This is a genomic window from Sodalis sp. dw_96 (genome assembly GCF_018449575.1).
Classification (GTDB): Bacteria; Pseudomonadota; Gammaproteobacteria; order Enterobacterales; family Enterobacteriaceae; genus Acerihabitans.
In genome coordinates, this window is the sequence record NZ_JAAVUT010000025.1 from 30857 (window position 1) to 57705 (window position 26849).

Below are 26849 nucleotides of genomic sequence, written 5' to 3' on the forward strand. Positions count from 1 at the left end.
TCAGGAAAGGGATTCCGTGGCGGCGTAAACCTCAGCCAGTACGCGCATCGCCACCTGCAAATCCGACTCCGCCACTTTTTCCAGTATCTCCTCACCCAGCGCGTCCGCTTCGCTGCGGACCTTTTCATACAACGCTTTGCCGTCCGCCGTCACCACCAATAACTTTTTTCGCCGATCGGCGAGCGTGGGCACGCGCTGCACCAGGCCGATTTTAACCAGTCTGTCCACCATGGTAACGATAGTCGCCCCTTCCACTCCAAGGAACTGCGCCAGTTCGCTTTGGGATAACGGAGTCTGCGCGCCGGCAATGGCGGCCACCGCCACCCAGCTCGCCTGGCTTAATCCGAGGTATTTCAAGCGTCGGTCAATGGCCATTCGCAACGCGCGAGAGGTAAGATGTAATAACTTCGAGAAATTTTTATATTCAGTATTCATCAGCAGACATTAAATTTAGTAATAATATGACAAAAATTATCACACTTTAGCCAGGTTGACCATTGACTATATGGTACGATCCGGTACTGGGGAAGCCAGGACGGGCAACGGCTCAGGCCATGGTGGGTTCGACGCCGGGCCGGAAACCTTCAGTATAACGGGCTACGGAAAGATCGTCATAGGGGATGTCGGGCGCCTTGTCGCTGATAATATCAGCCAATAAACGTCCCGAACCACAGGCCATGGTCCAGCCGAGAGTACCATGACCGGTATTCAGGTAAAGATTACTGAACGGGGTTTTGCCGACAATCGGCGTTCCGTCGGGGGTCATCGGCCGCAACCCGGTCCAGAAGGTCGCCTGGTGTACATGTCCGCCGCCGGGGAACAGATCCCGCACCACCATTTCCAGTGTATCTCGGCGCGCTTTGGCCAGTTCGGTGTTAAATCCGACGATCTCCGCCATGCCGCCGACCCTTATGCGTTCATCGAAACGGGTAATGGCAATTTTATAGCTTTCGTCCAATACCGTGGAAACCGGGGCGGCGCGTTCATCCGCCAATGGAATGGTCAAAGAATAGCCCTTCAGGGGATACACGGGGATGGACAAGATATCACGCAGCATGGCGGTGGAATAAGAGCCCAGCGCCATCACATAGGCATCTCCCTGCAAAACATCGCCGCCGCACCTCACCCCGGTTATGCGGTCGCCGGAACGAAGCAGGCCGGTAATATCGCTGCCATAGCGGAATGTCACCCCCAAATTTGCCGCCATTTTTGCCAGTTGCTGCGTGAATAACTGGCAATCGCCGGTTTCATCGTTGGGCAATCGCAAGCCGCCGGTAAGTTTGTGCGCCACACCAGCCAAGGCGGGTTCAACGCCGGCCAGTTGCCGGGATTCCAATAATTCAAACGGCACCCCTTCATCCCGCAATACCGCGATATCCTTGGCGGCGCTGGCGAATTGCTGTTCGGTACGGAAAATTTGCAGCGTTCCGCCCTGGCGGCCTTCGTATTGAATGCCGGTATCAGTGCGCAGGGCTTTCAGGCAATCGCGGCTGTACTCGGCCAAACGCACCATCCGGCTTTTATTAATATAATAATGCCGGCTATCGCAGTTGCGCAGCATCTGCCACATCCAATGAAACTGGTGATCGGTGCCGTTAAGGCGGATGGCCAAGGGCGAATGGCGTTGGAACATCCATTTTATCGCTTTCAACGGCACACCGGGCGCCGCCCAAGGCGCCGCATAACCGGGGGAAATCTGGCCGGCGTTGCCGGCGCTGGTTTCCAGCGCCGGACCAGGCTGCCGTTCAAGTACCATGACTTCATGTCCCGCCCGGGCAAGATACCAGGCGCTGGTGACGCCGATGACGCCGCTTCCTAAAATGATAACCCGCATTGTTAATCATTCCTTTCCAAAAAATTTAACAGCAATATACTCAATCAGAAGACAAATCCCCTACGAACCGCGCCCCACCGGCAAGCCAAAAACATGCGCTTGCTCACAATTCATTTAATACTCAGCGACAACATCATTTCAACAGTTAAATGACGATATTTAGATACCTTCGATTCAGCGCTGAAATTTTTACAAAAAAAAGACCGTTCCATGGAGCGTCATTTCCGGGTCAAACACCCCGTAATTTTCATCTTGCACTTTTCATCTTGCACTAGGATTAATAATAAGCCAGCATGATGATGTACTGTCTGTAACGATGAGGTGCGCTGATGACGATTTCCATTGATGAACGTTTAAAGGATTCCACTTGTCTTAGCGATGGGCCCGACTGGACATTTGAGCTATTACAAGATTACCTGGACGAGATTGACCGGGTGGCTAAACTCTATCGGCTGGAGACCTATCCCCATCAGATAGAAGTGATCACTTCCGAACAAATGATGGATGCTTACTCCAGTGTCGGTATGCCGATAAATTATACCCATTGGTCATTCGGCAAGAAATTTATCGAAACTGAACAACGTTACAAACAGGGTCAGCAAGGATTGGCATACGAAATTGTCATCAATTCCAACCCCTGCATTGCTTATTTGATGGAAGAAAATACCATGACCATGCAGGCGCTGGTGATTGCCCATGCCTGTTACGGCCATAACTCTTTCTTTAAAAACAATTATCTGTTCCGCAGTTGGACCGATGCCAGCTCCATTGTGGATTACCTGATTTTCGCCCGTAATTACATCACCAAATGTGAAGAACGTTATGGCGTCGAGCAGGTGGAACAGTTGCTGGATTCCTGCCATGCCTTAATGAACCATGGGGTGGATCGCTACAAGCGTCCGCAAAAAATCTCCTTAGAGGAAGAAAAATCCCGGCAGGAAAGCCGCGAGGCCTATTTGCAAAGCCAGGTCAACGATCTTTGGCGCACCCTGCCCCGAAGGGATAAAGAAGAATCTCCCGCAGAGGCCAGCCGCTATCCCCATGAACCGCAGGAAAACCTGCTGTATTTTATGGAGAAAAACGCGCCCTTGCTGGAACCCTGGCAGCGGGAAATTTTGCGTATCGTTCGTAAAGTCAGCCAGTATTTTTATCCGCAAAAACAAACCCAGGTGATGAATGAGGGCTGGGCCACTTTTTGGCATTATACTATTCTTAATCATCTCTACGATGAGAAAAAAGTCACCGATCGGTTCATGCTGGAATTTCTTCACAGCCATACCAACGTGGTGTATCAACCGCCTTACAACAGCCCCTATTACAGCGGCATCAACCCCTATGCCCTGGGGTTCGCCATGTTTCAGGACATCAAGCGCATCTGTGAGTCGCCCACCGAAGAAGACAGGCACTGGTTCCCGGATATCGCCGGCAGCGACTGGCTGGAAACCCTGCATTTCGCCATGCATAATTTCAAGGACGAAAGCTTCATCAGCCAATTCCTCTCGCCAAAAATCATGCGTGATTTTCGTCTGTTTACCGTTTTGGACGATGATCATAATAATTATCTGGAAATCGCCGCCATCCATAATGAGGACGGCTACCGGGCAATACGGCAGGAGCTCTCTTCCCAGTACAATTTAAGCAACCTGGAACCAGATATACAGATCTGGAATGTGGATTTGCGTGGCGACCGCTCGCTGACTTTGCGTTATACGCCGCAAAATCGCGCGCCTTTGGCGAAAAACCGTCGTGAAGTCATGAAGCATATTCATCGGCTTTGGAGTTTTGATGTCTATATGGAGCAGCTTAATGAAGACGGTAATGTGGAATTGATTGAACGCTGTCCCGCACGCAATATACCTTTGTGATATCAGGTAGTCGCTCGAAACGGTGAAGGTCGTCGCATTAGCCTGGCCTTCACTCCCTTCTGATCGGCGCATCATGCAGCCCCTTTATGGGGAAAACAATACCGCGTCGGGATGATCCCGTTTCAGGTAAATCGATGGCGCTTCAGCATCAAGTCGCTGTTGATAAAATCACCGTGCTTCGGAGTGGTGCCGGTTCAGCGCCTGGCTTCGGCGATATCATGGGGTATGGAGGACTGCATGCTGTTCCAGATGGCCCCGCTTTCGTTGCCGTAATGACGCACCAGATCGATGACCTGATCATATAATCCTTCCCGGCACAAAGAGGAAAGATGGGTGTAAAAATTACGCGCCAGTTCGCGGGCCTGCGGATTGGAAAAATAATACCGCCCCACTCGCAGGTATAGCCCCTTCAGTCCGTTGAAAATCAGGCCGTAAATAGGATTGCCGGAGGCAAAAGCCAATTCATGAAAAATACGGTAATCCATTTCGGTGAAAGCATCCGCCTGATCTTCCAGATTTGCCGCCTGCGCCAGGACATTTTGCGCTTTGTCGGGGTAAAACCGTATCGCCATGCGAATGAATATCGAGGCAATATTGGTACGGACCGACAATAAGTTATCAATGAGCTGCGGAACACTATCATGATCAAGACGGGCCAGCGTCTCGAGAATATTCAGGCCCGAGGTTTCCCAGACATTGTTCACCCGGGTCGGCTTACCATGCTGAATGGTCAGCCAACCGTCCCGGGCCAGTCGTTGCAGCACTTCCCGCAAGGTGGTGCGCGTAACGCCTATCACATCTGAAAGTTCACGTTCCGCCGGCAGGATGGATCCCGGAGGGAAACGATTATTCCATATGCTTTCAATAAGATACTCTTCCGCGAAACCGGCGGGACTTTGCGCCTTGATAACCATAATAGTATGTTCCGTAGCAGCATGCGTAGGTAAGCTAAAACGGGCTAATGATAGCAGATAGCGCCAAGCTGATATAGGGAGATAAAGGGACTAACGATAAAACCTCGGGGGTCATGGTAATAATGGGACATATTTGTCACCTCATCATTAATTTTGATAATGTTTTCATCAAACATAATACCCGCATCATTCTAAGATACGTTAAAAGTCGCCGCAAAAATATGACTTAAGGTGAATTCTTCATGACACGAGTTTCAATGAAAACGAAACAACCATAGGAACGAAACGCACTTTACATAAAAAAGAGGCTGGCATCTGTCTTTAATTGATTTAAACTGCGTGTTTACAAGCAACTGGCCTGGATAATAATATATGTTGCAATTTCTTAACCGCTGCTCGCGGGGTCGTGGCGCCTGGATATTGATGGTGCTTACCGCCTTGGCGTTGGAGCTGGTGGCGCTATATTTTCAGCATGTGATGTTATTAAAACCCTGTGTGTTATGCATTTATCAAAGAGTTGCGCTTTATGGCATCATGGGTGCCGGGATCATCGGCGCCATCGCGCCGACGACGCCGCTACGCTACGGCGCACTGATTATTTGGCTGTACAGTGCCTGGGAAGGCCTGAAACTGGCTATGAAGCATACCGATATCCAGTTGAATCCCTCGCCGTTTGTTACCTGTGATTTTTTCGTCAGTTTCCCCTCCTGGCTGCCGCTGGACAAATGGCTGCCGTCGATTTTCAGCGCCACAGGCGATTGCGCGGTCCGCCAGTGGCATTTTATGTCACTGGAAATGCCCCAATGGATGATCGTGATATTCAGCGCCTATCTGCTGGTGGGCATTTTGGTGCTGATCGCCCAATTTTTTCGCCCGAAAAAACGCGACCTGTTTAACCGATAAGAAAAAAGGACCCGCAGGGGTCCCTTTTCTTACCCGCCCTTTATCACGATGGGCGGGATGTATAATAAATGAACAAAAGTGAAATTGTTCGTTAACCCCTAATTTCACTTGAGCCCTGTCCCCCCCACCCGTTACTTTCCGTTTAACTTCGCTTAACATCACCGCCGACGGGGAGTCTCCCATGCCTGCCTCCGCAAAAAAAATCCAATGGATTAATTCCCTGAAAGGCATCTGCATTTTACTGGTGGTGCTGAACCATATCATCACCACCAGCTATATCCCCTCGCTGACGGTCATTCACCAGCACCTATTCATTACCCATGTCTGGGTGGGGATCAATCATTATCTGGTGCCGCTGCGCATGCCGGCGTTTTTCTTTATTTCCGGCCTGCTGGCGGCGGATGGCGTGATCAACCGCTCCTGGAACGAGGTTATGACCAAAAAAGCGGTCAACCTGTTTTATCTCTACCTGTTATGGTGCCTGGTGCAGTGGCTGTGCGTAAGTTTTATCAACCGGGAGCTGGCGGTTGGCGATTGGCGGCTGATGGCGCACAACGCCGCTTACGCGAATTCAACGGGTCAATTTCTGATGTACGTGGCGGCGGCAATGTCCAGCCCCTGGTATCTGTACGCGTTGGCGCTCTATTTTGTCGTCTGCAAGCTGTGGCGGCGTCATTGGATAGTGCTGCTTGCCCTGGGGGCGCTGCTTAACTACGCCTGCGTCCTGGGCCTGGTTCCATGGTGGGGACCGGCAAGCGTGGCGCAAAACGGGATTTACTTTTTTATCGGCTGTTTTCTGGGGACGCGTATCATCGCCATGCTGGCCGAGAGACGATCCCGCCTGATACTGCTGGCCGCCTTAACGGGGATGGCACTTCTCCACGCAGTGTTCACCCTGGATCATAGCTTGTTTACCAGCGCGCTGGCGGTATGCATCGCCATATTATGCTGTCAATGGGTTAACCGCTATTGGCGATGGCACAGCGGGTCGCTGCGGGCCCTTAACTGGATAGGTAAAAACACGCTGCAAATTTATGTGCTGCATAAATTGCTGACCGAACTGATGGCCGTGCCGGCGTTGGGGGCGCTGGTGCGGTATCACGCCTTCGATAATCACCTGTTTTCGCAGCTGTGGCTGGCATTTTACCCGCTGGCGGCCACCGCCTTATGCGCGGCGGGAGCGATTGCCATCTGGTGGGCCCTTAATCGCGGCGTCGGGCGCATCTTGTTCCAGTATCCGTCGCTTATGCGCGCGGAAAAGGCGCTGGTTTGAAAGGGACCAAAATCCGAATTTGCAGGTAGCAGGGTTACAAGGTATCGAGTTAACGCCGGGTTACAGCGGAAAAGAGCGTACATTAAATATGACCGCATTAATAATTAATGCCTTTGTCTCGTTCATTCACCACTCGATGACCGATTATTTTTACCGAGACTTTCCCCGCCATGAAACCGCCCGAATATCCGCGCGGACATAATTGCCATCAGCAATGCACCGAGGCCGGCGGTGCCGGCGTCCGCCGTAACGCGAATATCAAAATAGCCTACCCGATAGAAAAGCAGGTAGCCCAGCACGATATTGAACGCGCCCCACAGCACATTGACGGTGGATGAAGATAACCCTTTACCCGAAGGCGTGGCAAACGGACTTTGGAAAGACCGGCCCATCACTCCGCTGACAAAATGTGGAATCGCATTGGAAACAAACATCCCGCCCAGGAAGTAAGAAAGGTATTGATACCACGGCATCGGATGGCTCTCCATTGGTCAAAACAGTGTGTGACGCCGCTTTATGCGCGAAGCGGTCGATGAATGTGGTCCCATGACGCATCTGCCGGTTCGCCATGCCAGAGACTGGGCAGCACAGGTATCAAGATTCCCACTAAGCAGTTAAACTTGCAAGATAAACTTGCAAGATAAACTTGCAAGTTTGGCTGCCTATGCTGGCTATCCGTTATTCTATAGTTCTCATCCATTATTAAAGTACAGTTTGATAACTATCAGTGATAAACCTTCATCGCGATGCGGCAGTTCATAGAATATTAAGCCAATAAATTTTTCTTTATTAAAATCCATTTAAATATCATGCTATTTATCCATCTACTTTATATCTTTGATAATAGAGTTAATTTGTCCAGAATTCTGTTTAGGTAATTTTTAACCTCCCTGTGATTAATTACCTATTGTGTTTTATTTTTGTTGAGCATAATCCGGATAACAATCTTAATTATTTCCTCAAGAATAAATAGCATAAACGTAGCTTTATTTTTATTAATTAATCTAGGGAAAGACGATGAATAATAACTTTACAGGCGGATCAATTAATCATGGTAACGGATGGACCACCACTCACGATCCAAGGGGTGATATCCGACATTATACCGGCGAACAGCATAACGCCACTCCTTCAATTTCGCATAGCTTCCAAGCTGGCCATAACTCCTCTTATACCGGAAGGCACAGGAGCGGCACCAAAGGAACAAACAGATACGAGATGCAAAAAAAGTGGCGCGAGCAGAGAGAAAGGGCTGAAGCGGAAGAGGCTCGTATCAAGGCTGAACAAGAGGTCCATCGTCGCAAAGAAGAAGCTGCGCGTCAGGCCCAAGAAGCAGAACTTCGTAGATTAGAACATGAAAAATTTTGCGCCGAACATCCGCTGGAAGGCGCGCAAAAATGGGTTAATGAAGCAATTAATCATATCAATGCGATGGAGCATACTAAAAATCACGCTGAACATCTGGTGCGTGAAAGCGAAGCAATGGTTAATAGGTTGCAGGGTGAAATTCAACAAGCCCAAGAAAACATGCGACAAGAGGTCGAAAAAACCCCGAGGGGTTTTACGCGAAATGGTCCACGGGCAAGGGTTGCAGCAAAACATAACGAACATATAGGTCGGTTGCAAAATGAGTTGGCGCATCATCAAAATGAACTCCAGCAAAGAATAGCGCATCGCGACCATTGCTATCATCAATTACACGAGGCGCATCAAAATAAATCCCTCGCCGAAACCAACCTCAACCATATACAAAACAACATCCGCCAACAGCAAGAAGCCCATGCTGTCCATATAGCAAAACTTGAAGCTGCCAGGCTTCAAGAGCAGCAGGAGGCCAAAAAGAAAGCTGATGAGGCGGCCGAAGCGCAACACCAAATAGCCGAAGCCACAAAACAGCTGGATGCACAAATAAAAGCCGACGAGGCCGTCAGGGCAAAAGAGCAAGAGGTGGCCCGTCAAAAAGCGGAAGAGGCATCAAAGATAGTCAAAGACCTGATTGCCACCAGAAGCGTTGAAAATAACTATCTTGATACCGTCGCCAATCAATTCAGCTCCCTCGATATTTTACCACAGGCGGCACAACCTGCCGATCAAGATGGTGCAGGCAAAGCGGGCCAGCCCTCGGGTATCCCGGTATCCAATATTGAAACCCAAAAAATCGCAAACAGCTCTTTCAGTTCGAAACAGGTTCTCGATCTGCACAAAGAGCTAGAGGCCGCGAAAAAAACCGGCGCAGATACCAAAGGGATTTACGAAAAATATGCCGCGATCAGCCAGAAAAACCGCGAGCAGTTATTAGCGGAGGAATGCCCAAAAAATCCGTTCTGCGTGATTGGCGCGCAAGCGGAAATGGAAGGCGGTGATTCAATCGCCACCACCATAAAACGTTTTCCCTTTGTTTCCGACTTAAACAGAGAAGAACGGTCCCAGCTAGCCCGCTTTGTCTCGGCTGAGAATGAAGCCACCGCCGACGCCATCTACCAGGCCATGCCGACGTCGGTAAAAGTGGCGCTGGGCGCCAAGGAAGCGTTAGATGGCTTTGGTCATGGTATGCCGATAGGTGGCAAAGGATCGCCCGCGCTGGGGGTGTTGGAAAAGAACAAAAAAACCCACCAGCCCAATCAGGGTGCGGTAGGCAATATGGGAGAGTTCTTTAAACAAAGCGGGTTTGGTGATAAAGCGAGGAACAGTTCGCAAAAAACCGGTAAAATCTATCAGGGGCAGACGGTTTATAAGGCCACAACGAATATTAATGAAAACATTAAGAAGGGAGACCAATTCTATTTGGATGCCAAGCACAAAGATCATATTGAAGTATTCGATAAAAAGAATAACTTTAACGTTGTGCTAAACTTAGATGGCAGCATCAATACCAAGAAGACTCAAGAAGCAAAAAATGAAGGAAGGACATTATCAAAATGAAAAAAGATATTATTTTAAACAATTTAAAGATTAATTATATTCAAATCTTGAACGAGTTTTATCTGAATGGAGATAAAGATTTGTCTATAGATACTAATTTGGATCTTGATCGTGAACTTGAAAAGCAGATCTCCTGTCTGCAAGATGCCGTCGTCCTATTAGGAAAAACAAGAGATGCTGAAGATGAGATTGCAACTCAAGCGGCTTTGGTCTTTATCAGAGTATATGCAATGAGGTTGTCAAACTTTTTTGAAGACATCAAAGATGATGCTGATTTGTTAAATAGCATACCAGGATGGCCAGAAATACCTGAAAATTATAAAATTCCCGAACATTATAATTTTCCCCATAAATAACAATCAATTCCCGGCTTCGGCCGGGTCTTTCAGATTACCCGGTTATTATCAAACTTGTTTGCCTATATGGCATTCAAGATATAAAAAGCTACGCCAAATCCCCTAGAAACTGGCATTTGTCTATTCGCGATGATATGTGAAGAAGCCCCAGCGCCCCATTGGGTCTTAGCCATAATCTTATATCTATGATTTTTTACAAGAGTTGGCAGTAGCATTGGCATCAGAAAGACATTCATTTAACGCCTTAAGTGAATCGTCTTTGCCATTATGAACGATACGAATGGATTGCCTTTCCACACCATCTTCACTCTCATTTAAGTTACCGCTAAATAACATCCAATCATTCTTTAAGTGAAATTTATTCACCGTAATAATGCCCGCCTTTTCATCTGCTTTATCATAATCAACTCCGCTATCGATTAACTTTTGGTTTGTTTTATCGAAAAAATTGTTGATTTCAATGTCTCTCTTGGTAGCAATATTTTTCTCTTTCGCTACGTAAATTTCCCATTTGCTTTTGATTGCATTACCCCATATGCTTTTTTTTTGGTTTGGGGCATAATAAACATTCGATAGCTGCCTAAACATCATTGATTGATCGGAAGATATTTCATTTCTATTGAGTAATACCTCAATGGAATCAGCCCCGGTCCTGGACGCAATCTCGGCGATTGCAATGGATGTCGCCGCCCACTCCATCCTATTCCCACCCGTCACGCCGGCTTCAATTTTTACCAGCCTGTGATTATCCTTGAAGGCATTATTAAGCACAATATGTTCAATGACAAAAGGTAAAGACTTTGCCAGTTTCACTACGTTTGATTTGCAAGAAGATGAATCGCAATTAGTCTTATTTAAAAATTTAATTCCATTGACCTTATTGGATTTCCCTTGAGCTGAGCGGTTAACCGCAGGCGCGGCCGATGGCGATGGCGATAGCGATAGTGATGTTGCTGGCGCAGGCGATGGAGCAACTTCCCCTTGACTGTTGTACATATATGCCACTACGCCAAAAAAAATCACTGCAATCAGAGTGACTATCGGTTTTAATTCATCCATCTTCATAACAGGAGATCCGTAATTAACACTTTGTCACATCCTATCACTGACCGATCGCAAAGAAAGCCAATTGATCACTGAAAATTTATCAGGCTTTCGCCATGCTCGGTGAAAACCCAGGGTCAAATTTGGTTAAGCAGCCGAGAATAGCACTAATAATCATATAATTACCTAGCCCATTCAGGTTTATTCAAAATATGATCCTCCCAGTCCTCCACGTCCTTTTCCGGCACCGCAATATAGCGCACTGAAATACGCTCGCCATGCATGGCGGTTTTGGAGCCGGTAATCAGCGGATGCCACTGCGGCAGGGGCTTCCCTTCTTCCTGGAGACGATAAGCGCAGGTGGGCGGCAGCCAATCAAAGGTGACCAGATTTTCCCGCGTCAGCTTGATGCAGTCCGGCTCGTATTCAAAACGCGTCTCATAGTGGCGGCATTGACAGGTTTTGATATTGAGCTGGTTGCAGGCGACATTGGTGAAATAGACCTCTTCGGTATCCTCATCAATAAGTTTGTGCAAGCAGCAGCAGCCGCAACCGTCGCACAGAGATTCCCATTCCTCATCGGTCATCTCCGCCAACGTTTTTTCCTGCCAAAAGGGGCGTGTCGTCATCATTACATCCGGTGAGGGCCTAGTGGCTTTATATAAAGCTTTCTGTCACAGGTTGCAAATTTTTTTGCCGATCCGGTTCTCGCCCATACCTGGATATAATAACCCGCTATCTCGCCCGCGCCGGTTGAAGCAATAATTTTTTTCCCTTATTATTCAAGGCGCTTTCAGGCACCGCGATATGCCGCACGGAAATACGCTCACCGTGCATTGCCGCTTTGGAACCCGTAATCAGCGGATGCCAGTTCGGCAGGGGTTTGCCCTCAGCCTTGAGCCGATAGGCGCAGGTGGGCGGCAGCCAGTCCAGCGTGGCGATATTTTCCCGCGTCAGCTTGATACAACCCGGCACATGTTGAAAACGCGTCTCATAATGGCGGCACTGGCAGGTTTTAATATTTAGCAGTTTACAGGCGACATTAGTGGAATGAAGCGTTTGGGTTGTCCCGTCAATGTACTTATGCAGACAGCAACGACCGCAACCGTCACACAAAGACTCCCATTCCCGGTCGGTCATTTCGTCCAGGGATTTTTCTTGCCAAAAAGGAATAGTTGTCATCGTTGCCTCCGGTAAAATAGGACGGCTTTATATCAAGAGTTATGATACGTTGCCGCCTTTGTATTACAAGAGGCGTACAGCGGAATGCTAAATTATGCGGGTCGTCAGGGTAAGTTTGTTAACGGAGACCGTTAAGCTGTCTCCGGGCAGGAGTTTCGCCACGCCTTGAGGCGTTCCGGTCAAAATAATATCACCGGGGCGCAGCGTGAAATAGCGGCTCATATAAGCGATAAGCGGCAGGATTTTGGTGATCATATCACGGGTATTACCCTGCTGCCGGATTTCATTATTCACTTTCAACGTCAGGTCGGCCTGTTGCGCATCACCGAATTCCGCCGCCGGTATAAACCCGGAAATCGGACAGGACCCGTCGAAACCTTTGGCTTTTTCCCACGGCTGACCGGCTTTTTTGAACTTGGCCTGCAGCTCCCGCAGCGTCAGATCCAGCGCCACGCCGTAGCCGGCAATGGCCCGCGCCACATGATCCTCATCGGCCTGTTTAAGGGGCATGCCGATCAATACGGCAAGCTCCACTTCGTGGTGGACTTCTCCCTGATCGGCAGGGAGGGAAATGGGTTGATGGATATCGCACAGCGCGGTTTCCGGTTTGATGAACAGCACTGGCTCGGTGGGCGTGGCGCTGCCCATTTCCTTGATATGGTCGGAATAATTACTGCCGACGCAAACCACTTTATTGACCGGAAAATCCAATAACGCCCCTTGCCAATCTCTGTGTTGATACATGTCGTGTCGCTCCTGCCTGCCGGCTAATGATTTATACCCGTCATACTTCTAGTTGCAGGTGCGTTGGCTTTCCTCACTCACCCCAGTCACTTACCTGAGTAAGCTCCTGGGGATTCGCTGCGTTGCCGCCTTCCTGCAACTCGAATTATCTAGGGTATATCATGTTAATAAGTAGTAAACATCATCCTACATCCGCCGCAAAAAAGGAACAACACCCTGTCACTGCGCCAGCGTATCCGCAAGGGTACCGATGCTGATGGCAAAATAATAGGAGCGGTTCCAGCGCATCAGGGTGCGGAAATTATCATATACCAGATAACCTCGGCTCAGGTTATCGTCAGGGATGATGACCCAGGCCCGCTGCGAAGAGGCCGGTAATGGGCTGCCGTCGGGCAAGACAATGCCCTGCCGGCTCCAGTCGCTCACCGTTTGCGCCTGGGGGTCCTTCATGCCGGCCTTATCCGCTGGAAATCCCGCAGGCAGCCGAACCGCCCTGCCCCAGCCCTGAGAGCCATGCCAGCCTTCGGTGGCCAGATAATTGGCGGTGGAGGCAAAGACATCCATGACGTTATTCCAGATATCAATCTTGCCGTCATTATCGCCATCTGCGCCATAACGCAAATAGGAGCTGGGCATAAACTGGCTCTGTCCCATCGCGCCGGCCCAGGATCCTTTAAGTTGATCCACCGTCACGTTATTTTGCGCGAGAATACGCAGCGCCGCGAACAGTTCGTTTTTAAAAAAGGTTTCGCGCCTCCCTTCAAATGCCAGGGTCGATAGGGCGGAGATCACATCTTCATGCCCCTGGATTTTGCCGAAGCCGCTCTCCATTCCCCACAGCGCCACGATATAACGGGCCGGTACGCCATACCGGGCGCTGATAGGCGCCAGCTGGGGCTGATAGAGGCGATACATCTCCTGCGCCTGGGTGACTTTCCAGGCCGGCAAGGTTCGCTGCAAATACTCGTCCAGCGTGACTTTCTTTTCCGGTTGATTGCGGTCGGCGCTTATCACCCGGTCGACAAAATGCGCTTGGGCAAACGCCTGCTCAACGATGCCGGCGTCAATGCCCTGGGCCAGGGCCTCGGTTTTCAACTGCGCAAGGTACGCCGGAAACTGGGCCGGATCGCGGTTTTGTTGCGACAGCAGGGTCTTCCCGTCGCCGGACGGCGTGGAGGATGTGGCGGCGCCTTGGGCCACTCCTTGCTGCGGAGTATTTTCATGCCGGCTGCACTGAGTGAGTAAAAGACCGGCGGTCAGGATAGCAATGCTGGATAATTTCACGTAACAGTTCCTTCCGCATTGGACTTAAGTTTCGGGTCGTCATTGATACCGTTGCACCGGTTGGGAGAAAATATCTCTATCAAATTTACGCCTGTCCCGCTAAATAGTGGATTAATGATCAGTTATTTTTTAGTGGAGTTTAGGTGGATTGTCATTAAATTTTCGATAGGGGGCGGCAACTGCAGATAGTAGCCCTGCTCTTTCAAATCCTGTTTAACTTTATTTATATCCGCCGCTACCAGTTTTTTGCTACCATTTAACGGGAATAGCATTGAAAGCGCCGGTTTGCCGAAACGGGCCATTAACTCCGGCGGGACTCGGGAAAAATCATCTTTGTTTTCCACATAAAGATAAGTTTGGTCTTGTTTGGTACTTCGGTAGATCACACAAAACATATTTTCGCCTGGTTTACTTTGTTTAGTGACTTGCCTGAATATAGCAGTAACTATAACATGCATGCAGTGCTTCGGAATATCGCTTACCGGTAGCTTACCGGGAAAATACATGTGTTAAGACTGAGTCAGGATAGATGTCACAGACACCCATTGAGTTGAAAGGCAGTAGCTTTACCTTATCGGTAATTCATGTTCATGACGCCCAACCTGAGGATATTCGTCAGGCTTTACAAAAGAAGATCGAACAAGCACCCGATTTTCTCAAAGAAGCACCGGTGGTAATCAATGTGTCCGCCTTACCTCATGACGCCAACTGGCCTCAGCTTCGGCGAATATTTTCCGCCACCGGCCTGTATGTCGTCGGGGTCAGCGGATGCACGGACGAGCAGCTCAAACGCGCTATAGTCCGCAGCGGTTTGCCGCTGTTAAACGAAGGAAAGACGCAAAAACGCGCCGCTGCCGCCTCCATCGCTCCGGTAGCGGCCCAGAAGACCAAACGCATTGATGTACCGGTGCGTTCCGGGCAGCAAATCTACGCGCGCAACTGCGATCTGATCGTCACCAGCAGTGTCAGTGCAGGGGCGGAACTTATCGCCGACGGCAATATCCATATTTACGGTATGATGAGAGGCAGGGCATTGGCGGGTGCGTCGGGGGATGCGTTATGCCAGATATTTTGCACGCACCTCTCTCCCGAACTGGTTTCCATCGCCGGTCAATATTGGTTGAGCGATCAGATTCCGGCGCAATTCCTGGGTAAAGCCGCTCGACTGAGCTTGCAAGACAATACGCTTACCATTCAACCTTTAAATTAAGCCCTTGACAAGGAATCCATTTATGGCACGCATTATAGTTGTTACTTCGGGTAAAGGGGGCGTTGGCAAAACCACATCAAGCGCGGCCATTGCTACCGGCCTGGCCAGGAAAGGCAAAAAAACCGTCGTTATCGATTTTGATATCGGCCTGCGCAATCTTGATCTTATCATGGGATGCGAGCGACGGGTGGTGTATGACTTTGTCAACGTTATCCAGGGTGACGCCACGCTGAACCAGGCACTGATTAAAGATAAGCGCACCGATAATCTTTATATCCTGCCCGCGTCGCAAACCCGGGATAAAGAAGCGCTGACCCGTGAAGGCGTGGAAAAAATACTGAACGACCTGAACGGGATGGATTTTGAATTTGTGGTTTGCGACTCGCCGGCAGGTATCGAAACCGGTGCGCTGATGGCGCTTTATTTCGCCGATGAAGCGGTTATTACCACTAACCCGGAGGTCTCTTCCGTGCGTGACTCGGATCGCATTCTGGGAATATTGTCGTCGAAATCCCGCCGCGCCGAAAACGGCGAGGACCCGATAAAAGAACATTTGCTGCTGACCCGTTATAACCCGGGGCGCGTTAATCGCGGCGATATGCTCAGCATGGAAGATGTCATTGAAATTCTCAGAATTCCCCTGCTGGGTGTGATTCCCGAGGATCAGTCGGTACTGCGCGCGTCTAATCAGGGTGAGCCGGTCATCCTCGATGCGGAGTCTGATGCGGGTAAAGCCTATTCAGACACGGTTGATCGCCTGTTAGGAGAAGAACGTCCCTTCCGCTTCATCGAAGAAGAGAAGAAGGGTTTCTTAAAACGCCTGTTTGGGGGATAAACCATGGCATTACTCGATTTTTTTCTCTCCCGCAAAAAAACGACAGCCAATATAGCCAAGGAACGGCTGCAAATTATCGTTGCGGAACGCCGACGGGGTGATAGCGAGCCCCACTATTTGCCGCAGTTGAAACGGGATATTCTCGAGGTTATTTGCAGGTATGTGCAAATTGACCCTGAAATGGTCTCGGTGCAGCTCGAACAACGGGAAGGGGATATTTCCATTCTTGAACTTAATGTAACGCTGCCGGAAGCGGAAGAAAATCCGAAATGATACCAAGCCAATGATTCCCCTGCGTTAAGCAGGGGATCGTAGCGCCCGCAACCGCTGAACCGTCGCGGTCATCAAGTCCGTCCTCAATTCCTTGTACTCTCCTCGCCGTCACGCTATGTTCGCAGGATGTGCCGCATCCGCTTCGCCGTCATTCTCGAGTATTTCCCGCAGCGCAACGCCGAACAACTCTTCACGCCAGCCGCTCAACAGCTCCGGCGATCTTTGGACCGGCGTCAGGCGCCAATGCCAGCTGAGCAACTGGTTGATTTGTCGCCTCGATGCCAATAACTCCACGCTGAGCCCCGATTGCTGACTCACCTGAAGGATAAATTCTTTAATCTTTTTGAACTGGGCACGATAACCCGGGTGATCGATGAGATTCACCAGCGGCTCGGGCCACTGTTCTTCCGGCAGCGCCGCCGTTTGCTGCACCAGGGTCAGCAACATTTTGCCATGGTAACGGATTTCCGGTCCGCTTAAACCCAGCTGATCCAGCTCCCCCAAAGAACCCGGCATATAACGCGCCACTTGCCATAGGTTTTCCTCGCGCACGACAAAATTCACCGCCATATCCTTTTCGCGGGCCTTGCGCAAGCGCCAGGAGGCCAATTTTTGCAGGCACGCCAGTTGGCGCGTGCGTAATTGCCAGGCGTTGCCGATATCGCGATAAGCCAGTTCGGGATCGACTATCTCCTGACGTCGACGGCACAGGGCATCGCATTCCTGCTGGGCAGCGTCGCTCCAACCGGACTCGGCGGTTTCCTCAATCAGACGCGCGGCCATCGGCAGCAGCCAAAAAACATCCGCGGCGGCATATTCGCACTGCTTTTCGCTCAGGGGACGCGCCAGCCAGTCGGTGCGGGACTCGCTTTTATCCAGTACCACCTGCTGATATTCCGCCACCAGGGCGGCGAAGCCACAGGAAAGGGGCCGGCCGTTAAAGGCGGCCAAGACCTGGGTATCGATCATCGGGATCGGCATTTGGGAGAACGCGTGCAGGAAGACTTCAAGATCTTCGCTGCAGGCATGAAGAATTTTAACCACCGCCAGATCCGCCAGCAGATCGATAAACGGCTGCCATTGCCCGATAGCCAACGGATCGATGAGGGAAATGTTCTCGCCGTCATAGAGCTGGATCAATCCTAACTGCGGATAGTAGGTTCGGGTGCGGACAAATTCTGTATCGAGCGCAACCCGTTCATGGCGACGGGCAAGTTCGCAGATCTGCTGTAAATCAATATCGGTGGTGATCAATCGGTAATTTAACACTGCACTCTCTTTTTAGGTTTTAACTTTTTAGGTTTTAAAAAAGGGGTTCTAATAACAGGTTCTAATAACAAAAAAACGCCGACAGTATAATTCAATACCGCCCACGTTAAATAAAACTCACCCCGACGGCATCCGGCCACGGAGAACGGATGCCGTTCACCGGTGTTCATCGCGTAACTGTTTGCGCAATATTTTACCGACGGTTGATTTGGGTAATTCGGTACGGAACTCCACCAATTTTGGCACTTTATAACCGGTTAGAAACTGCCGGCAATGATCCAGCACTTCCTTTAGGGTGAGGGTAGGATCTGTTTTCACCACATAGAGTTTTACCGCCTCACCCGTTTCATCGCTGGGAACACCGATGACCGCGGCTTCCTTGATCTTGGGATGGCGGTTCACCGCGTCTTCGATTTCATTGGGGAAAACATTGAAACCGGACACCAGGATCATGTCTTTCTTACGGTCCACGATACGGATAAAACCCTCCTCATCCACTGTAGCGATATCGCCGGTAGAAAGCCAGCCGTCTTTAAGCACCTCGGCGGTGGCCTGCGGCCGGCGCCAATAACCCGCCATTACCTGTGGTCCCTTGATTAACAACTCTCCCCATTGCCCGACGCCGACATCGTTTCCCGCTTCATCCACCAGGCGAATGTCGGTGGAGGGCACCGGCAGGCCGCTGCTGCCGCTGAACTGCCGTAAATCATAAGGATTGCCCGCCACCAGCGGCGAACACTCCGTCAGGCCGTATCCCTCAATAATGGCGTCACCGGTCAGGGCCTGCCAGTTTTCGGCCACCGACTGTTGCAATGCCATGCCCCCGCCCACAGACAGGTGCAGGGCGGTAAAATCAAGGCGCCGAAAGTCCTGGTTGTGCAATAAGGCATTGAACAGGGTATTGACTCCGGTTATGGCCGTGAAACGATGGCGACGCATCTGCTTTACCGCGGCCGGCAAATCGCGGGGATTGGTAATCAACAGATTACAGCCGCCCACCGCCATGAACAGCAGGCAATTGATCATCAGGGCGAAGATATGGTAAAGCGGCAGCATGGTGACCATCAGCTCCCTGCCCTCAATTAAAATCGGCCCATAGGCCGCTTGAGTCTGCGCAAGATTGGCCAGAATATTGCGATGGGTCAGCATGGCGCCTTTCGACAGGCCGGTGGTTCCGCCGGTGTATTGCAAAAAAGCCAGGTCGTCGCCGTCAATGAAGGGCGGGACAAAAGGCATCTTTGCGCCTTGCCGCAATGCTCGTCGCAAGGGGATGGCAGCGGGCAACCGATATTGGGGCACGCCGCCCTTCAGGTATTTCACGGCGATATTCACCATGCAACCCTTAACAATCGGCAATAAATCGCCGATCCGGGTCAACAATACGTGCCTGACCGATGTATCCGGCAGCGCCTGTTCAAGAGTATGGGCGAAATTGGCCAATATCACGATGGCGACGGCGCCGCTGTCGGTTAACTGATAACGCAGCTCCGACGGGGTATAGAGGGGATTGATGTTAACCGCCACCATGCCTGCGCGCAGGATGCCCAGCAGCGCAACGGGATATTGCAGCAGATTGGGCATCATCAGCGCCACCCGATCCCCCTGCTGCAGATGCAACCCCAGCCTCAGATAGGCGGCGAAGGCCCGGCTTTGCCGCTCAAGCGCGGAAAAGGTCAGCTGCTCGCCGAGATGTATATAAGCCGGCAGGGGGGCAAAACGCGCGACCGAATGTTCAAAAAGCGCCGCTAGCGAGCCATAACGGCCCGGATCGATCTCCGCAGGGACATCCGCCGGGTAACGGTGCAGCCACTGTCGATCCAGAACTGCCCCGGAGGGATTGCTGGTGGTTTTCATCGCGGGCTCATAGTGCTTTATGCCATGAGCCTAATGATAACCCAGCGGTATCATTTTTACCCGTCATACTTCAAATTGCAGGTACGTTGACAATACTCTGCCACGCACGAGCTTTTATTCTGTAATGATGGTTTCAACCCGGGCATCGCCGCCATAATATCCCCCCCAGCCCATGCCGCCATAGCCCCAGCCGCGATCGTAGGGACCGCCCCAGCCCCAGGGCGTCAGCGGCGGTCCCATGGGTGCCACCACCTGCTGCGCAAGTTGCCAGCGTTTATAGCCGTCGGCCTGTATCACAACATAATTATACGCGGCCTGATCGATGGCGCCTTTCTCGGTGCCGGTAATCGGCCCCACCACCGTTACCCACTGCCGGTTAAAATCCGTCGGTTCGAGGAAACCCGGCACATAAGCGACGATGCGGCCGAGGGAAGGCTGATGAATCATGGGGCGGGCCCCGTCATCCAGCGGCACGGTGGCAATTTCCAGACGGGTGCGTCCGCTCAGGTTGTCCACCTTGACCACCTTGCCGCCAAAGCGCGACTCCTGGCCGACATACAATGCCGGGGCGTTCATGACCCGCACCAGATCCTGCTGCGGCGTGGCCGAGGTCCCGCGGATGGATTCCGGTACGGTCACGCAGCCTGACAGAACCAGCACCGATGCCAGCGTCGATAACCACACCGATAACAACACAGCCAGGCGCACAAGATACTTCACTATACGTGCAACAGACATACGACAACCCTTTTGCAATGCTTACCCATTAAGACATGCGGCTTGGGTATAAGTTGCCGCCTACTCCCGGCCAGGAAGCTTTTTCCAGGCGACTTCGTTGCGTAAATAAGTCGGTTGCGCGAGGTCAACCGACATCGCCTCGCCGTGGCGCAGGCTTTGCTCCGCCAGCGGCAGCATGTCGGCGGCATTCGGTAAGCTTATATTGCCGCTGCGGATTTGCAATTGCGGGGACTGAACCAAGTCGGGATAGGTTTCCCAACCCGTACCGGCACTGGCCCACAGTCCGCTCAGCCCGGCGACGGACGATGCCAGCCTTTCAGGCTTGATCACGACTTCGCTTTCAGCACCCTGCCAGCAGCCGTCGGCGTCACGGCGGTACACCGCCCAATAGACTTCCCCCATGCGGGCATCAATGGCGGCGAATACTCCGTCGGTGCCGGTCTGCCGCCAGGCGCCCTGCGCCAGCGCAGCCAGGGTGGAAACACCGATCAACGGCAAATCCACCCCCAGCGCCAGGCCCTGGGCGATGCCTATGCCTATGCGCACGCCGGTAAAGCTGCCCGGCCCACGACCGTAAGCCACTGCATCAAGCTGCGGTAAAGCGATACCGGCCTCTGCCAACAGGCTGTCCACCATGGGCAGAATGCGCCGGGTATGTTCCCGGGGACAAATTTCAAAACGCGCGCTGATTTCGCCGTCCAGCCATAGAGCGGCCGAGCAGGCTTCAGTTGCGGTATCAAGGGCTAAAATTCGCGTAGACATGCCAAACCTCAGGCGGGAATAAAGATTTCATACCCGTATATGACCAAAAACGGGTATGCATAATAGCATAAGAGCGCCGTCATGGGCATACGGGCACCGTTCCCACCGCCGTCAAATCCGCGGGATATCGACACGGACCGGCGCCCCGCATGAAAACTCATCGCCCGCTAGCGGTTTTGTAAAAAATCGATGGCACGCTGCAGTGAACGGGTGCGGGGCGCCGGCGGCAGGCTTTTAAGAAAAATCTCCCCATAGGGCCGGGTTACCAGCCGCTGATCGCAGATGATCAGCACCCCCCGGTCATCGTTGTCCCGGATCAACCGACCGACGCCCTGCTTTAGGGCAATCACCGCTTCCGGGACCTGAACTTCGATAAAGGGATCGCCGCCGCGCAGCTGACAATCTTCCACCCGTGCCTTCAGCAAAGGATCGTCGGGAGAGGTAAAAGGCAGTTTATCGATAATGACGCAGGATAGCGCCTCGCCGCGCACGTCCACGCCTTCCCAAAAGCTGTTGGTGGCCACCAGCAAGGCGTTGCCGGCGGCGACGAACTGCTCAAGGAGCTGGCGTTTGCCGGTTTCGCCCTGCAGCAACACCGGCAGCGTCAGCGCGGCGCGGAACTCCGCCGCCAGATCCCGCATCATCTGATGGGAAGTGCACAGGAAAAAACACCGTCCCCGGTTGGCGACGATAACCGGTATCAGCATGCGCGCCAACTGCACCGCCGCGCCCCGTTGATTGGGTTCGGGCAAAAAACGCGGTACGCACAGCAATGACTGGGAGGCGTAGTCAAAGGGGCTGGCCAGCAGCAGGGTCTTGGCATCTTCCAGCCCGATTCGGCGGGTGAAGTGATCCAGCCGGTCATTCACCGATAAGGTGGCGGAAGTAAAAATCCAGGTTCCGGCCTTCTCGCCCATTACCTCGCGAAAGCGGTCCGAGACCGATAACGGCGTCAGGGCAAGGACAAAATGGCGGGCGTTGCATTCGTACCAATAGCTGAAGCCCGGTTCCTGGATATTCTTTAAACGTTTCAGGCGGGCACGATACAGCGCGGCGCGCTCGAAAGCGGCATCCAGCAAAGCCGAACGGCCGAGGGCCAATTTGGCCACGTCATGGCATAATTCCAAAGCATCATCCAGCAGCAACAGGGCGCGCTGCAGGGAGGGCTGTGCCAGCACATCGCGCAGATTGCCGCGAAAGCCCGGCTCCCCAAGCGCCAGCCGGAAATCCTGGGTGCGAAACGTCAGTTGGTCGGCGCTTTTTTGCAACTGCGCCATGTCGCGCAAATCAGTGCGGTAGGCCAGGGTCATATCCCGCGCCAGATCCGTCAACTGCCGGCTGGTGAGCTGCTGGCCGAAATACTGACTGGCGATATCCGGCAGTTGATGCGCCTCATCAAATATCATGACGTCGCCGTTAGGGATCAGTTCGCCAAAGCCCCCTTCCTTCACCACCATGTCCGCCAGGAACAGATGATGATTCACCACAATAATATCGGCATCCATGGCGTTGCGGCGCGCTTTCACCACAAAACACTCTTTGTAAAGCGGGCAGTCGCTTCCCAGGCAGTTATCATTGGTACTGGTGACCAGAGGCCATACCGGGCTGTCCTCCGGAATACCGCTGCAGGTGGCGATATCGCCGTCCGTGGTTTGCAACGCCCAGCCGCGCACTTCCACCAGTTCACCAAGGGTCTCCGGCGCCACGTTGCCGACCGCCAGGGTTTGCTGTTCCATGCGCTCCAGGCAGAGGTAATTCGACCGTCCTTTCAGCAGGGCTGTCATACCCTGGTATTTCAGCGCCGCGGCGACCTTCGGCAAATCGCGCGCATACAGCTGGTCCTGCAAGGCTTTTGAGCCGGTGGAAATAATCACTTTGCGTTTAGCCCGCAGCGCCGGCACCAGATAAGCATAGGTTTTACCCGTGCCGGTTCCGGCCTCCACCACCAGCGGCTGTCTGTTTTCAATGGCTTCTTCGATCGCCTGGGCCATCAGGCGCTGCGACTCGCGGGGTTTAAATCCGGTAATGGCCGAGGCCAACGCGCCTTCCGGCGCAAAATCATCTGTCACACTGACTCTCTGTGGTTCGGTTGCTGACGGATTATGCCAAGCCCGGGGGCCGGTAACCACTCTTTAATATGTTATGCTCTGCCGCACCCTTTACTGCCATGAGGCGAACAGCCGTGAATATACAACGAATAGACCCCGGTCCAAGGATGTCGGAAGCGGTTATCCATAATCAGACGCTGTATTATACCAGCGTACCGGAAAATCTCACCGGCGGCGCGGGCGAACAGACCGCTGACGCGCTGGCGGTTATCGATAGATTGCTTAAACAGGCGGGTTCCAATAAGACCCGTCTGCTGGACGTGACGATATTTTTGGCCGATGGGGATGATTTCGCCGCGATGGATGCGGCATGGAACGCCTGGGTCGTCCCGGGCAGCGCGCCGGTGCGTTGTACCGTCGAGGCCAGGTTGATGAACCCGCTGTATAAGGTGGAAATCAAGGTTATCGCGGCCATTTGAACCTGAGACGGCCCGGTTTGAACCGTAGTTAAGCTGTAGTTAAACCGTAGTTAAGCTGTAGCTGAATTCTAGCTGAACCGCGGTTAAATCTCAGTTGAGCAGGCGTGAACCGGCGTTTCCCAAGAACCGTGCCAGAGTGATGGCGCCGGCGCCCATACCGGACTCAGAACTCTTCTTTCTCGTCCACGTCCCAGCTGTTGTCGGGCTGGGCCTGGTTGCCCGCTTCGTCGTCACCCGGTTCGTCGTCTTGCTCGTCATCCCAGCGTATCGATACCCGTTCACCGGTATGCGTGGCGCGAATTTCGGTGGACACCTGCCTGATGGCTTCGCCGCTGCTCATACCTTCAGCCATTAATGCCTGGATGCGTTCAACCGCCTGCTGCTGCTGTTCATGGGTTAACGCGGGCATATCGGTCAGCATGGTATTTCTCCAGAGAGGGATCGGGAGGGTTATTGTCTCACGTCGGCAACCGCCGCGCCAATCAATGCGCACGGGCCGAACAATGCGCTTTATGTCCGGCCTGAGAGTCGCTATCATTCATTTCGTTCCTTCCGGCTCCCCCTGCCGGCTTATTGGTTGGACCCTATGACTGAGCCACAATTGATTGATTTGCCTTACCACCCCGATGCCATGGTGACGCTGTTCGCCCCTTACTCATCCCGGCCGTGGTCGACCTTGCTTCACTCCGGTCACGCCGACCATCCGGACAGCCGTTTCGATATCATGTCGGCGGACCCCATCACCACCTTGGTCACCCGGGGCGACAGCACGGAAATATCCCACGCAGGGAAAACCTGGAGCGATACCGCCGATCCTTTCGCCCTGGTGCAACAGCAGTTGGACGCCGCCGGAATCCGTACCGCCGCTCTGGACAATCTGCCGTTCCTGGGGGGCGCCCTGGGCCTGTTCGGCTATGATTTGGCGCGTCGGCTTGAATCGCTGCCCCGGCGGGCGCGGCAGGATATCCGGCTGCCGGATATGGCGGTGGGGATTTATGACTGGGCGGTGATAGCGGATCACCGCCTTCGCCGTCTGACGTTGGTCTGCTACGGCGATGCACATCGCCGACGGGCGGAGCTTATGTCCGCCGGGCGTGAGCCGTCCGTCCCATTCAGGTTGACCCGGCCTTGGCTAGCCAATATGACCCGCGAGCAGTATGGCGAAAAATTCCGCCGGGTTCAGCAGCATTTGCTCGCCGGCGACTGTTATCAGGTATGCCTGGCGCAACGTTTCCGTGCCGCTTACCGCGGGGATGAATGGCAGGCGTTTTGCCATTTACTGGCGTTTAACCGGGCGCCGTTCTCGGCGTTTATGCGCCTGTCCGGCCATGGGGTGCTCAGCCTGTCGCCGGAACGTTTTTTGCAACTGCGCCACCGGCGGATCCAGACCCGGCCCATAAAAGGCACCCTGCCCCGGCTGGCGGATCCGGAGGCAGACCGTATCCAGGGGGAAACCCTGGCGGCATCGCCGAAGGACCGGGCGGAAAACCTGATGATTGTGGATTTGCTGCGCAACGATATCGGCCGCATCGCGGTGCCCGGCAGCGTCCGGGTACCGGAATTATTCAAAATCGAAGCTTTTCCGGCGGTGCACCATATGGTCAGCACCATCACCGCCGAGCTGCCCGCCCATCGCCATCCATGCTCCCTGCTGCGCGCCTGCTTCCCCGGTGGATCCATTACCGGCGCCCCCAAGGTAAGCGCAATGAACATCATCGATACCCTGGAGCCGCAGCGGCGCAACGCCTGGTGCGGCAGTATCGGTTATGTGAGTTTCTGCGGCTCCCTTGACAGCAATATCGCCATCCGTACGCTGCTCACCGAGGAACAGCAAATATTCTGCTGGGCCGGCGGCGGCATCATAGCCGACAGCGACGAAGAGGGGGAATACCAGGAAACCTTGGCGAAATTGGCCACTATCTTACCGTTACTGGAGACATTAAATGCCGTTTAATGCCCCGGAACCGGACCTGACGCTGGCGGATTTCATTACCCGTTTTCAACTGCAACTGCCCTGTTACAGCGAGCCTGCGCGCAATGTCCGGCAGGCGGCGGTGCTGGTGCCGATTATTTGCCGGCCAATTCCCACCATGCTGCTGACGCGTCGGGCGGCGGCATTGCGTAAACATGCCGGTCAGGTGGCGTTCCCGGGGGGTTCCGCCGACCGGGGCGATGAGAACCTGATTGCCACCGCGCTGCGGGAAGCCTGGGAAGAGGTGGCCATTCCACCCCGGTCGGTACGCATACTGGGACAGCTGCCGCCGGTGGACAGCAGCAGCGGTTTCCAGGTCACGCCGGTGGTGGGTTTGCTCCCCGCCGAGACCCGCTTTAACGCCAGCCAGGACGAGGTGGCGGAGATGTTCGAGATGCCGTTAAACCAGGCGCTGTCCCTGGGCAGCTATACGCCGCTGCAAATTTTGCGGCGCACCCGGCAGTTACAGGTCTATTTTTCCTGGTACCGCAGCCATATGGTGTGGGGAATGACCGCACAAATCCTTTATCGCCTCGGGCAGCATATACAATCCTGAAATAGCGCTGCGATCCCTGTCACGTCCCTTGGAAAAACCGTTTCCCAAATTGTTTTTTGACGTTAAAATCCTCCAGGTAAAATCGATAATCCAGAATATAACACCAAAAAAATAATGATAAACGGTTATTTATATTACATCTTCATATAATTTATATCAGATGACGGTGGAAATACGACGCCGATATCAAATAAAAAAACTGGAAAAAAAGAAAAAAGGTTGAATAAAACGCTGAAAAAATAGCGTATTCAGATTAGACAAATTTGGCCTTATTCTCAAAAAATACCGTTAAAATACTTGATGTTACTGTGATACGGCGGGAAACCATTTCCCGGTACCATTAGTTTTTATCATGTGAAAGCCCGAGCCTAATAGGGCTGAAATCATTACAATTAAGGGCAATATCGCCAAGCTTATCTATCGTTGTTGTAATGAATATGGCTATGGTGAATAAGGGCGCGCTGAGAATAGGTGTTGTACGTATGGGTGCTGTAAATGTGGATGCCGTAAGTATGGGTTCTGTGAATGTGCG

Annotated in this window: 27 protein-coding genes; 11 read left to right on the forward strand and 16 right to left on the reverse strand. The window is 52.5% G+C overall.

Translation table 11 applies throughout. The features are described from left to right. On the reverse strand, positions 1–435 hold the full coding sequence (locus HB631_RS23660) for a MarR family transcriptional regulator (RefSeq protein ID WP_213993636.1): 435 nt from the start codon (positions 433–435) through the stop codon (positions 1–3). A gap of 112 nt (positions 436–547) precedes the next feature. After that, positions 548–1834: a D-amino acid dehydrogenase gene (locus tag HB631_RS23665; RefSeq protein ID WP_213993637.1), complete on the reverse strand. Its 1287-nt coding sequence runs from the start codon at positions 1832–1834 to the stop codon at positions 548–550. A 329-nt stretch (positions 1835–2163) separates the two neighbouring features. Here HB631_RS23665 and HB631_RS23670 point away from each other — a divergent pair, with 329 nt between their 5' ends. After that, positions 2164–3699, forward strand: a complete 1536-nt coding sequence (locus HB631_RS23670; RefSeq protein ID WP_213993638.1) for a SpoVR family protein — start codon at positions 2164–2166, stop codon at positions 3697–3699. A gap of 194 nt (positions 3700–3893) precedes the next feature. Here the strand turns inward: HB631_RS23670 and fadR are convergent, their stop codons facing one another. Beyond that, complete coding sequence (gene fadR, locus HB631_RS23675; RefSeq protein ID WP_213993639.1) at positions 3894–4613, reverse strand: fatty acid metabolism transcriptional regulator FadR; 720 nt, start codon at positions 4611–4613, stop codon at positions 3894–3896. Between the two features lie 372 nt (positions 4614–4985). Here fadR and dsbB point away from each other — a divergent pair, with 372 nt between their 5' ends. Continuing rightward, positions 4986–5516, forward strand: a complete 531-nt coding sequence (gene dsbB, locus HB631_RS23680; protein ID WP_213993640.1) for a disulfide bond formation protein DsbB — start codon at positions 4986–4988, stop codon at positions 5514–5516. 181 nt (positions 5517–5697) lie between these two features. Then, positions 5698–6789 (forward strand): acyltransferase family protein, encoded by a 1092-nt coding sequence (locus HB631_RS23685; protein ID WP_213993641.1) that lies wholly within the window; start codon positions 5698–5700, stop codon positions 6787–6789. A gap of 122 nt (positions 6790–6911) precedes the next feature. On the opposite strand, the gene HB631_RS23690 is transcribed toward HB631_RS23685, so the two are convergent. Further along, complete coding sequence (locus HB631_RS23690; RefSeq protein ID WP_213993642.1) at positions 6912–7262, reverse strand: hypothetical protein; 351 nt, start codon at positions 7260–7262, stop codon at positions 6912–6914. A gap of 544 nt (positions 7263–7806) precedes the next feature. Between HB631_RS23690 and HB631_RS27165 the strand changes: the two genes are divergently transcribed. Then, complete coding sequence (locus tag HB631_RS27165) at positions 7807–9711, forward strand: hypothetical protein (RefSeq protein ID WP_255557247.1); 1905 nt, start codon at positions 7807–7809, stop codon at positions 9709–9711. Next, entirely contained in the window at positions 9708–10067 is a 360-nt protein-coding gene (locus HB631_RS23700; protein WP_213993643.1) for a hypothetical protein, read from the forward strand. The genes HB631_RS27165 and HB631_RS23700 overlap by 4 nt, the downstream gene beginning before the upstream one ends. 183 nt (positions 10068–10250) lie before the next feature. Here HB631_RS23700 and HB631_RS23705 read toward each other — a convergent pair whose 3' ends face one another. The 6 genes from HB631_RS23705 to HB631_RS23730 all read right to left on the reverse strand — a co-directional run bounded on the left by HB631_RS23705 (position 10251) and on the right by HB631_RS23730 (position 14716). Continuing rightward, on the reverse strand, positions 10251–11132 hold the full coding sequence (locus HB631_RS23705; protein ID WP_213993644.1) for a hypothetical protein: 882 nt from the start codon (positions 11130–11132) through the stop codon (positions 10251–10253). Positions 11133–11293: 161 nt separating this feature from the next. Further along, entirely contained in the window at positions 11294–11740 is a 447-nt protein-coding gene (locus tag HB631_RS23710) for a YcgN family cysteine cluster protein (RefSeq protein ID WP_213993678.1), read from the reverse strand. 106 nt (positions 11741–11846) lie between these two features. Next, on the reverse strand, positions 11847–12293 hold the full coding sequence (locus HB631_RS23715; RefSeq protein WP_213993645.1) for a YcgN family cysteine cluster protein: 447 nt from the start codon (positions 12291–12293) through the stop codon (positions 11847–11849). 87 nt (positions 12294–12380) lie between these two features. Next, positions 12381–13037: a fumarylacetoacetate hydrolase family protein gene (locus HB631_RS23720; protein ID WP_213993646.1), complete on the reverse strand. Its 657-nt coding sequence runs from the start codon at positions 13035–13037 to the stop codon at positions 12381–12383. A 219-nt stretch (positions 13038–13256) separates the two neighbouring features. Continuing rightward, complete coding sequence (locus tag HB631_RS23725; protein ID WP_213993647.1) at positions 13257–14321, reverse strand: lytic murein transglycosylase; 1065 nt, start codon at positions 14319–14321, stop codon at positions 13257–13259. 122 nt (positions 14322–14443) lie between these two features. Then, positions 14444–14716, reverse strand: a complete 273-nt coding sequence (locus HB631_RS23730; protein ID WP_213993679.1) for a YcgL domain-containing protein — start codon at positions 14714–14716, stop codon at positions 14444–14446. Positions 14717–14850: 134 nt separating this feature from the next. Between HB631_RS23730 and minC the strand changes: the two genes are divergently transcribed. Genes minC through minE form a run of 3 tightly spaced genes read left to right on the forward strand, consistent with a single transcriptional unit; the run spans position 14851 to position 16639 of the window. Then, positions 14851–15531: a septum site-determining protein MinC gene (gene minC / locus HB631_RS23735; protein WP_213993648.1), complete on the forward strand. Its 681-nt coding sequence runs from the start codon at positions 14851–14853 to the stop codon at positions 15529–15531. 22 nt (positions 15532–15553) lie between these two features. Continuing rightward, on the forward strand, positions 15554–16366 hold the full coding sequence (gene minD / locus HB631_RS23740) for a septum site-determining protein MinD (protein WP_213993649.1): 813 nt from the start codon (positions 15554–15556) through the stop codon (positions 16364–16366). A gap of 3 nt (positions 16367–16369) precedes the next feature. Further along, positions 16370–16639 (forward strand): cell division topological specificity factor MinE, encoded by a 270-nt coding sequence (gene minE / locus HB631_RS23745; protein WP_213993650.1) that lies wholly within the window; start codon positions 16370–16372, stop codon positions 16637–16639. Positions 16640–16747: 108 nt separating this feature from the next. Here the strand turns inward: minE and rnd are convergent, their stop codons facing one another. From rnd to HB631_RS23770, 5 genes are all read right to left on the reverse strand, one after another. Next, complete coding sequence (gene rnd / locus HB631_RS23750; RefSeq protein ID WP_213993651.1) at positions 16748–17908, reverse strand: ribonuclease D; 1161 nt, start codon at positions 17906–17908, stop codon at positions 16748–16750. A 156-nt stretch (positions 17909–18064) separates the two neighbouring features. Next, positions 18065–19729 (reverse strand): long-chain-fatty-acid--CoA ligase FadD, encoded by a 1665-nt coding sequence (gene fadD, locus HB631_RS23755; protein WP_213993680.1) that lies wholly within the window; start codon positions 19727–19729, stop codon positions 18065–18067. A gap of 147 nt (positions 19730–19876) precedes the next feature. Further along, entirely contained in the window at positions 19877–20500 is a 624-nt protein-coding gene (locus HB631_RS23760; protein WP_213993652.1) for a Slp family lipoprotein, read from the reverse strand. Positions 20501–20560: 60 nt separating this feature from the next. Continuing rightward, on the reverse strand, positions 20561–21262 hold the full coding sequence (tsaB, locus tag HB631_RS23765; RefSeq protein WP_213993653.1) for a tRNA (adenosine(37)-N6)-threonylcarbamoyltransferase complex dimerization subunit type 1 TsaB: 702 nt from the start codon (positions 21260–21262) through the stop codon (positions 20561–20563). A 167-nt stretch (positions 21263–21429) separates the two neighbouring features. Continuing rightward, the gene (locus tag HB631_RS23770) at positions 21430–23331 is read right to left on the reverse strand and encodes a helicase C-terminal domain-containing protein (protein WP_213993654.1); all 1902 of its coding nucleotides are present in this window, start codon (positions 23329–23331) and stop codon (positions 21430–21432) included. Positions 23332–23444: 113 nt separating this feature from the next. Here HB631_RS23770 and HB631_RS23775 point away from each other — a divergent pair, with 113 nt between their 5' ends. Next, positions 23445–23789 (forward strand): Rid family hydrolase, encoded by a 345-nt coding sequence (locus tag HB631_RS23775; RefSeq protein ID WP_213993655.1) that lies wholly within the window; start codon positions 23445–23447, stop codon positions 23787–23789. A 163-nt stretch (positions 23790–23952) separates the two neighbouring features. On the opposite strand, the gene HB631_RS23780 is transcribed toward HB631_RS23775, so the two are convergent. Beyond that, complete coding sequence (locus HB631_RS23780) at positions 23953–24210, reverse strand: YoaH family protein (protein ID WP_213993656.1); 258 nt, start codon at positions 24208–24210, stop codon at positions 23953–23955. 165 nt (positions 24211–24375) lie between these two features. On the opposite strand from HB631_RS23780, the gene pabB reads away from it, so the two are divergent. Then, the gene (gene pabB, locus HB631_RS23785) at positions 24376–25743 is read left to right on the forward strand and encodes an aminodeoxychorismate synthase component 1 (RefSeq protein ID WP_213993657.1); all 1368 of its coding nucleotides are present in this window, start codon (positions 24376–24378) and stop codon (positions 25741–25743) included. Beyond that, positions 25733–26317, forward strand: a complete 585-nt coding sequence (locus HB631_RS23790) for a CoA pyrophosphatase (RefSeq protein ID WP_213993658.1) — start codon at positions 25733–25735, stop codon at positions 26315–26317. The genes pabB and HB631_RS23790 overlap by 11 nt, the downstream gene beginning before the upstream one ends. Positions 26318–26849 lie beyond the last annotated feature (532 nt).

What these genes read in the sequence shown, in the direction of transcription:
- HB631_RS23780 (WP_213993656.1), bottom strand. Translation starts at nt 24,210, where the DNA reads ATGCTGACCGATATGCCCGCGTTAACCCATGAACAGCAGCAGCAGGCG.
- fadR (WP_213993639.1), bottom strand. Translation starts at nt 4,613, where the DNA reads ATGGTTATCAAGGCGCAAAGTCCCGCCGGTTTCGCGGAAGAGTATCTT.
- HB631_RS23660 (WP_213993636.1), bottom strand. Translation starts at nt 435, where the DNA reads ATGAATACTGAATATAAAAATTTCTCGAAGTTATTACATCTTACCTCT.
- HB631_RS23730 (WP_213993679.1), bottom strand. Translation starts at nt 14,716, where the DNA reads ATGTTTTGTGTGATCTACCGAAGTACCAAACAAGACCAAACTTATCTT.
- tsaB (WP_213993653.1), bottom strand. Translation starts at nt 21,262, where the DNA reads ATGTCTACGCGAATTTTAGCCCTTGATACCGCAACTGAAGCCTGCTCG.
- pabB (WP_213993657.1), top strand. Translation starts at nt 24,376, where the DNA reads ATGACTGAGCCACAATTGATTGATTTGCCTTACCACCCCGATGCCATG.
- HB631_RS23670 (WP_213993638.1), top strand. Translation starts at nt 2,164, where the DNA reads ATGACGATTTCCATTGATGAACGTTTAAAGGATTCCACTTGTCTTAGC.
- HB631_RS23700 (WP_213993643.1), top strand. Translation starts at nt 9,708, where the DNA reads ATGAAAAAAGATATTATTTTAAACAATTTAAAGATTAATTATATTCAA.
- HB631_RS27165 (WP_255557247.1), top strand. Translation starts at nt 7,807, where the DNA reads ATGAATAATAACTTTACAGGCGGATCAATTAATCATGGTAACGGATGG.
- HB631_RS23685 (WP_213993641.1), top strand. Translation starts at nt 5,698, where the DNA reads ATGCCTGCCTCCGCAAAAAAAATCCAATGGATTAATTCCCTGAAAGGC.
- HB631_RS23710 (WP_213993678.1), bottom strand. Translation starts at nt 11,740, where the DNA reads ATGACGACACGCCCCTTTTGGCAGGAAAAAACGTTGGCGGAGATGACC.
- minE (WP_213993650.1), top strand. Translation starts at nt 16,370, where the DNA reads ATGGCATTACTCGATTTTTTTCTCTCCCGCAAAAAAACGACAGCCAAT.
- HB631_RS23705 (WP_213993644.1), bottom strand. Translation starts at nt 11,132, where the DNA reads ATGAAGATGGATGAATTAAAACCGATAGTCACTCTGATTGCAGTGATT.
- HB631_RS23665 (WP_213993637.1), bottom strand. Translation starts at nt 1,834, where the DNA reads ATGCGGGTTATCATTTTAGGAAGCGGCGTCATCGGCGTCACCAGCGCC.
- HB631_RS23760 (WP_213993652.1), bottom strand. Translation starts at nt 20,500, where the DNA reads ATGTCTGTTGCACGTATAGTGAAGTATCTTGTGCGCCTGGCTGTGTTG.
- HB631_RS23720 (WP_213993646.1), bottom strand. Translation starts at nt 13,037, where the DNA reads ATGTATCAACACAGAGATTGGCAAGGGGCGTTATTGGATTTTCCGGTC.
- HB631_RS23790 (WP_213993658.1), top strand. Translation starts at nt 25,733, where the DNA reads ATGCCGTTTAATGCCCCGGAACCGGACCTGACGCTGGCGGATTTCATT.
- dsbB (WP_213993640.1), top strand. Translation starts at nt 4,986, where the DNA reads ATGTTGCAATTTCTTAACCGCTGCTCGCGGGGTCGTGGCGCCTGGATA.
- HB631_RS23690 (WP_213993642.1), bottom strand. Translation starts at nt 7,262, where the DNA reads ATGCCGTGGTATCAATACCTTTCTTACTTCCTGGGCGGGATGTTTGTT.
- minD (WP_213993649.1), top strand. Translation starts at nt 15,554, where the DNA reads ATGGCACGCATTATAGTTGTTACTTCGGGTAAAGGGGGCGTTGGCAAA.
- minC (WP_213993648.1), top strand. Translation starts at nt 14,851, where the DNA reads ATGTCACAGACACCCATTGAGTTGAAAGGCAGTAGCTTTACCTTATCG.
- HB631_RS23715 (WP_213993645.1), bottom strand. Translation starts at nt 12,293, where the DNA reads ATGACAACTATTCCTTTTTGGCAAGAAAAATCCCTGGACGAAATGACC.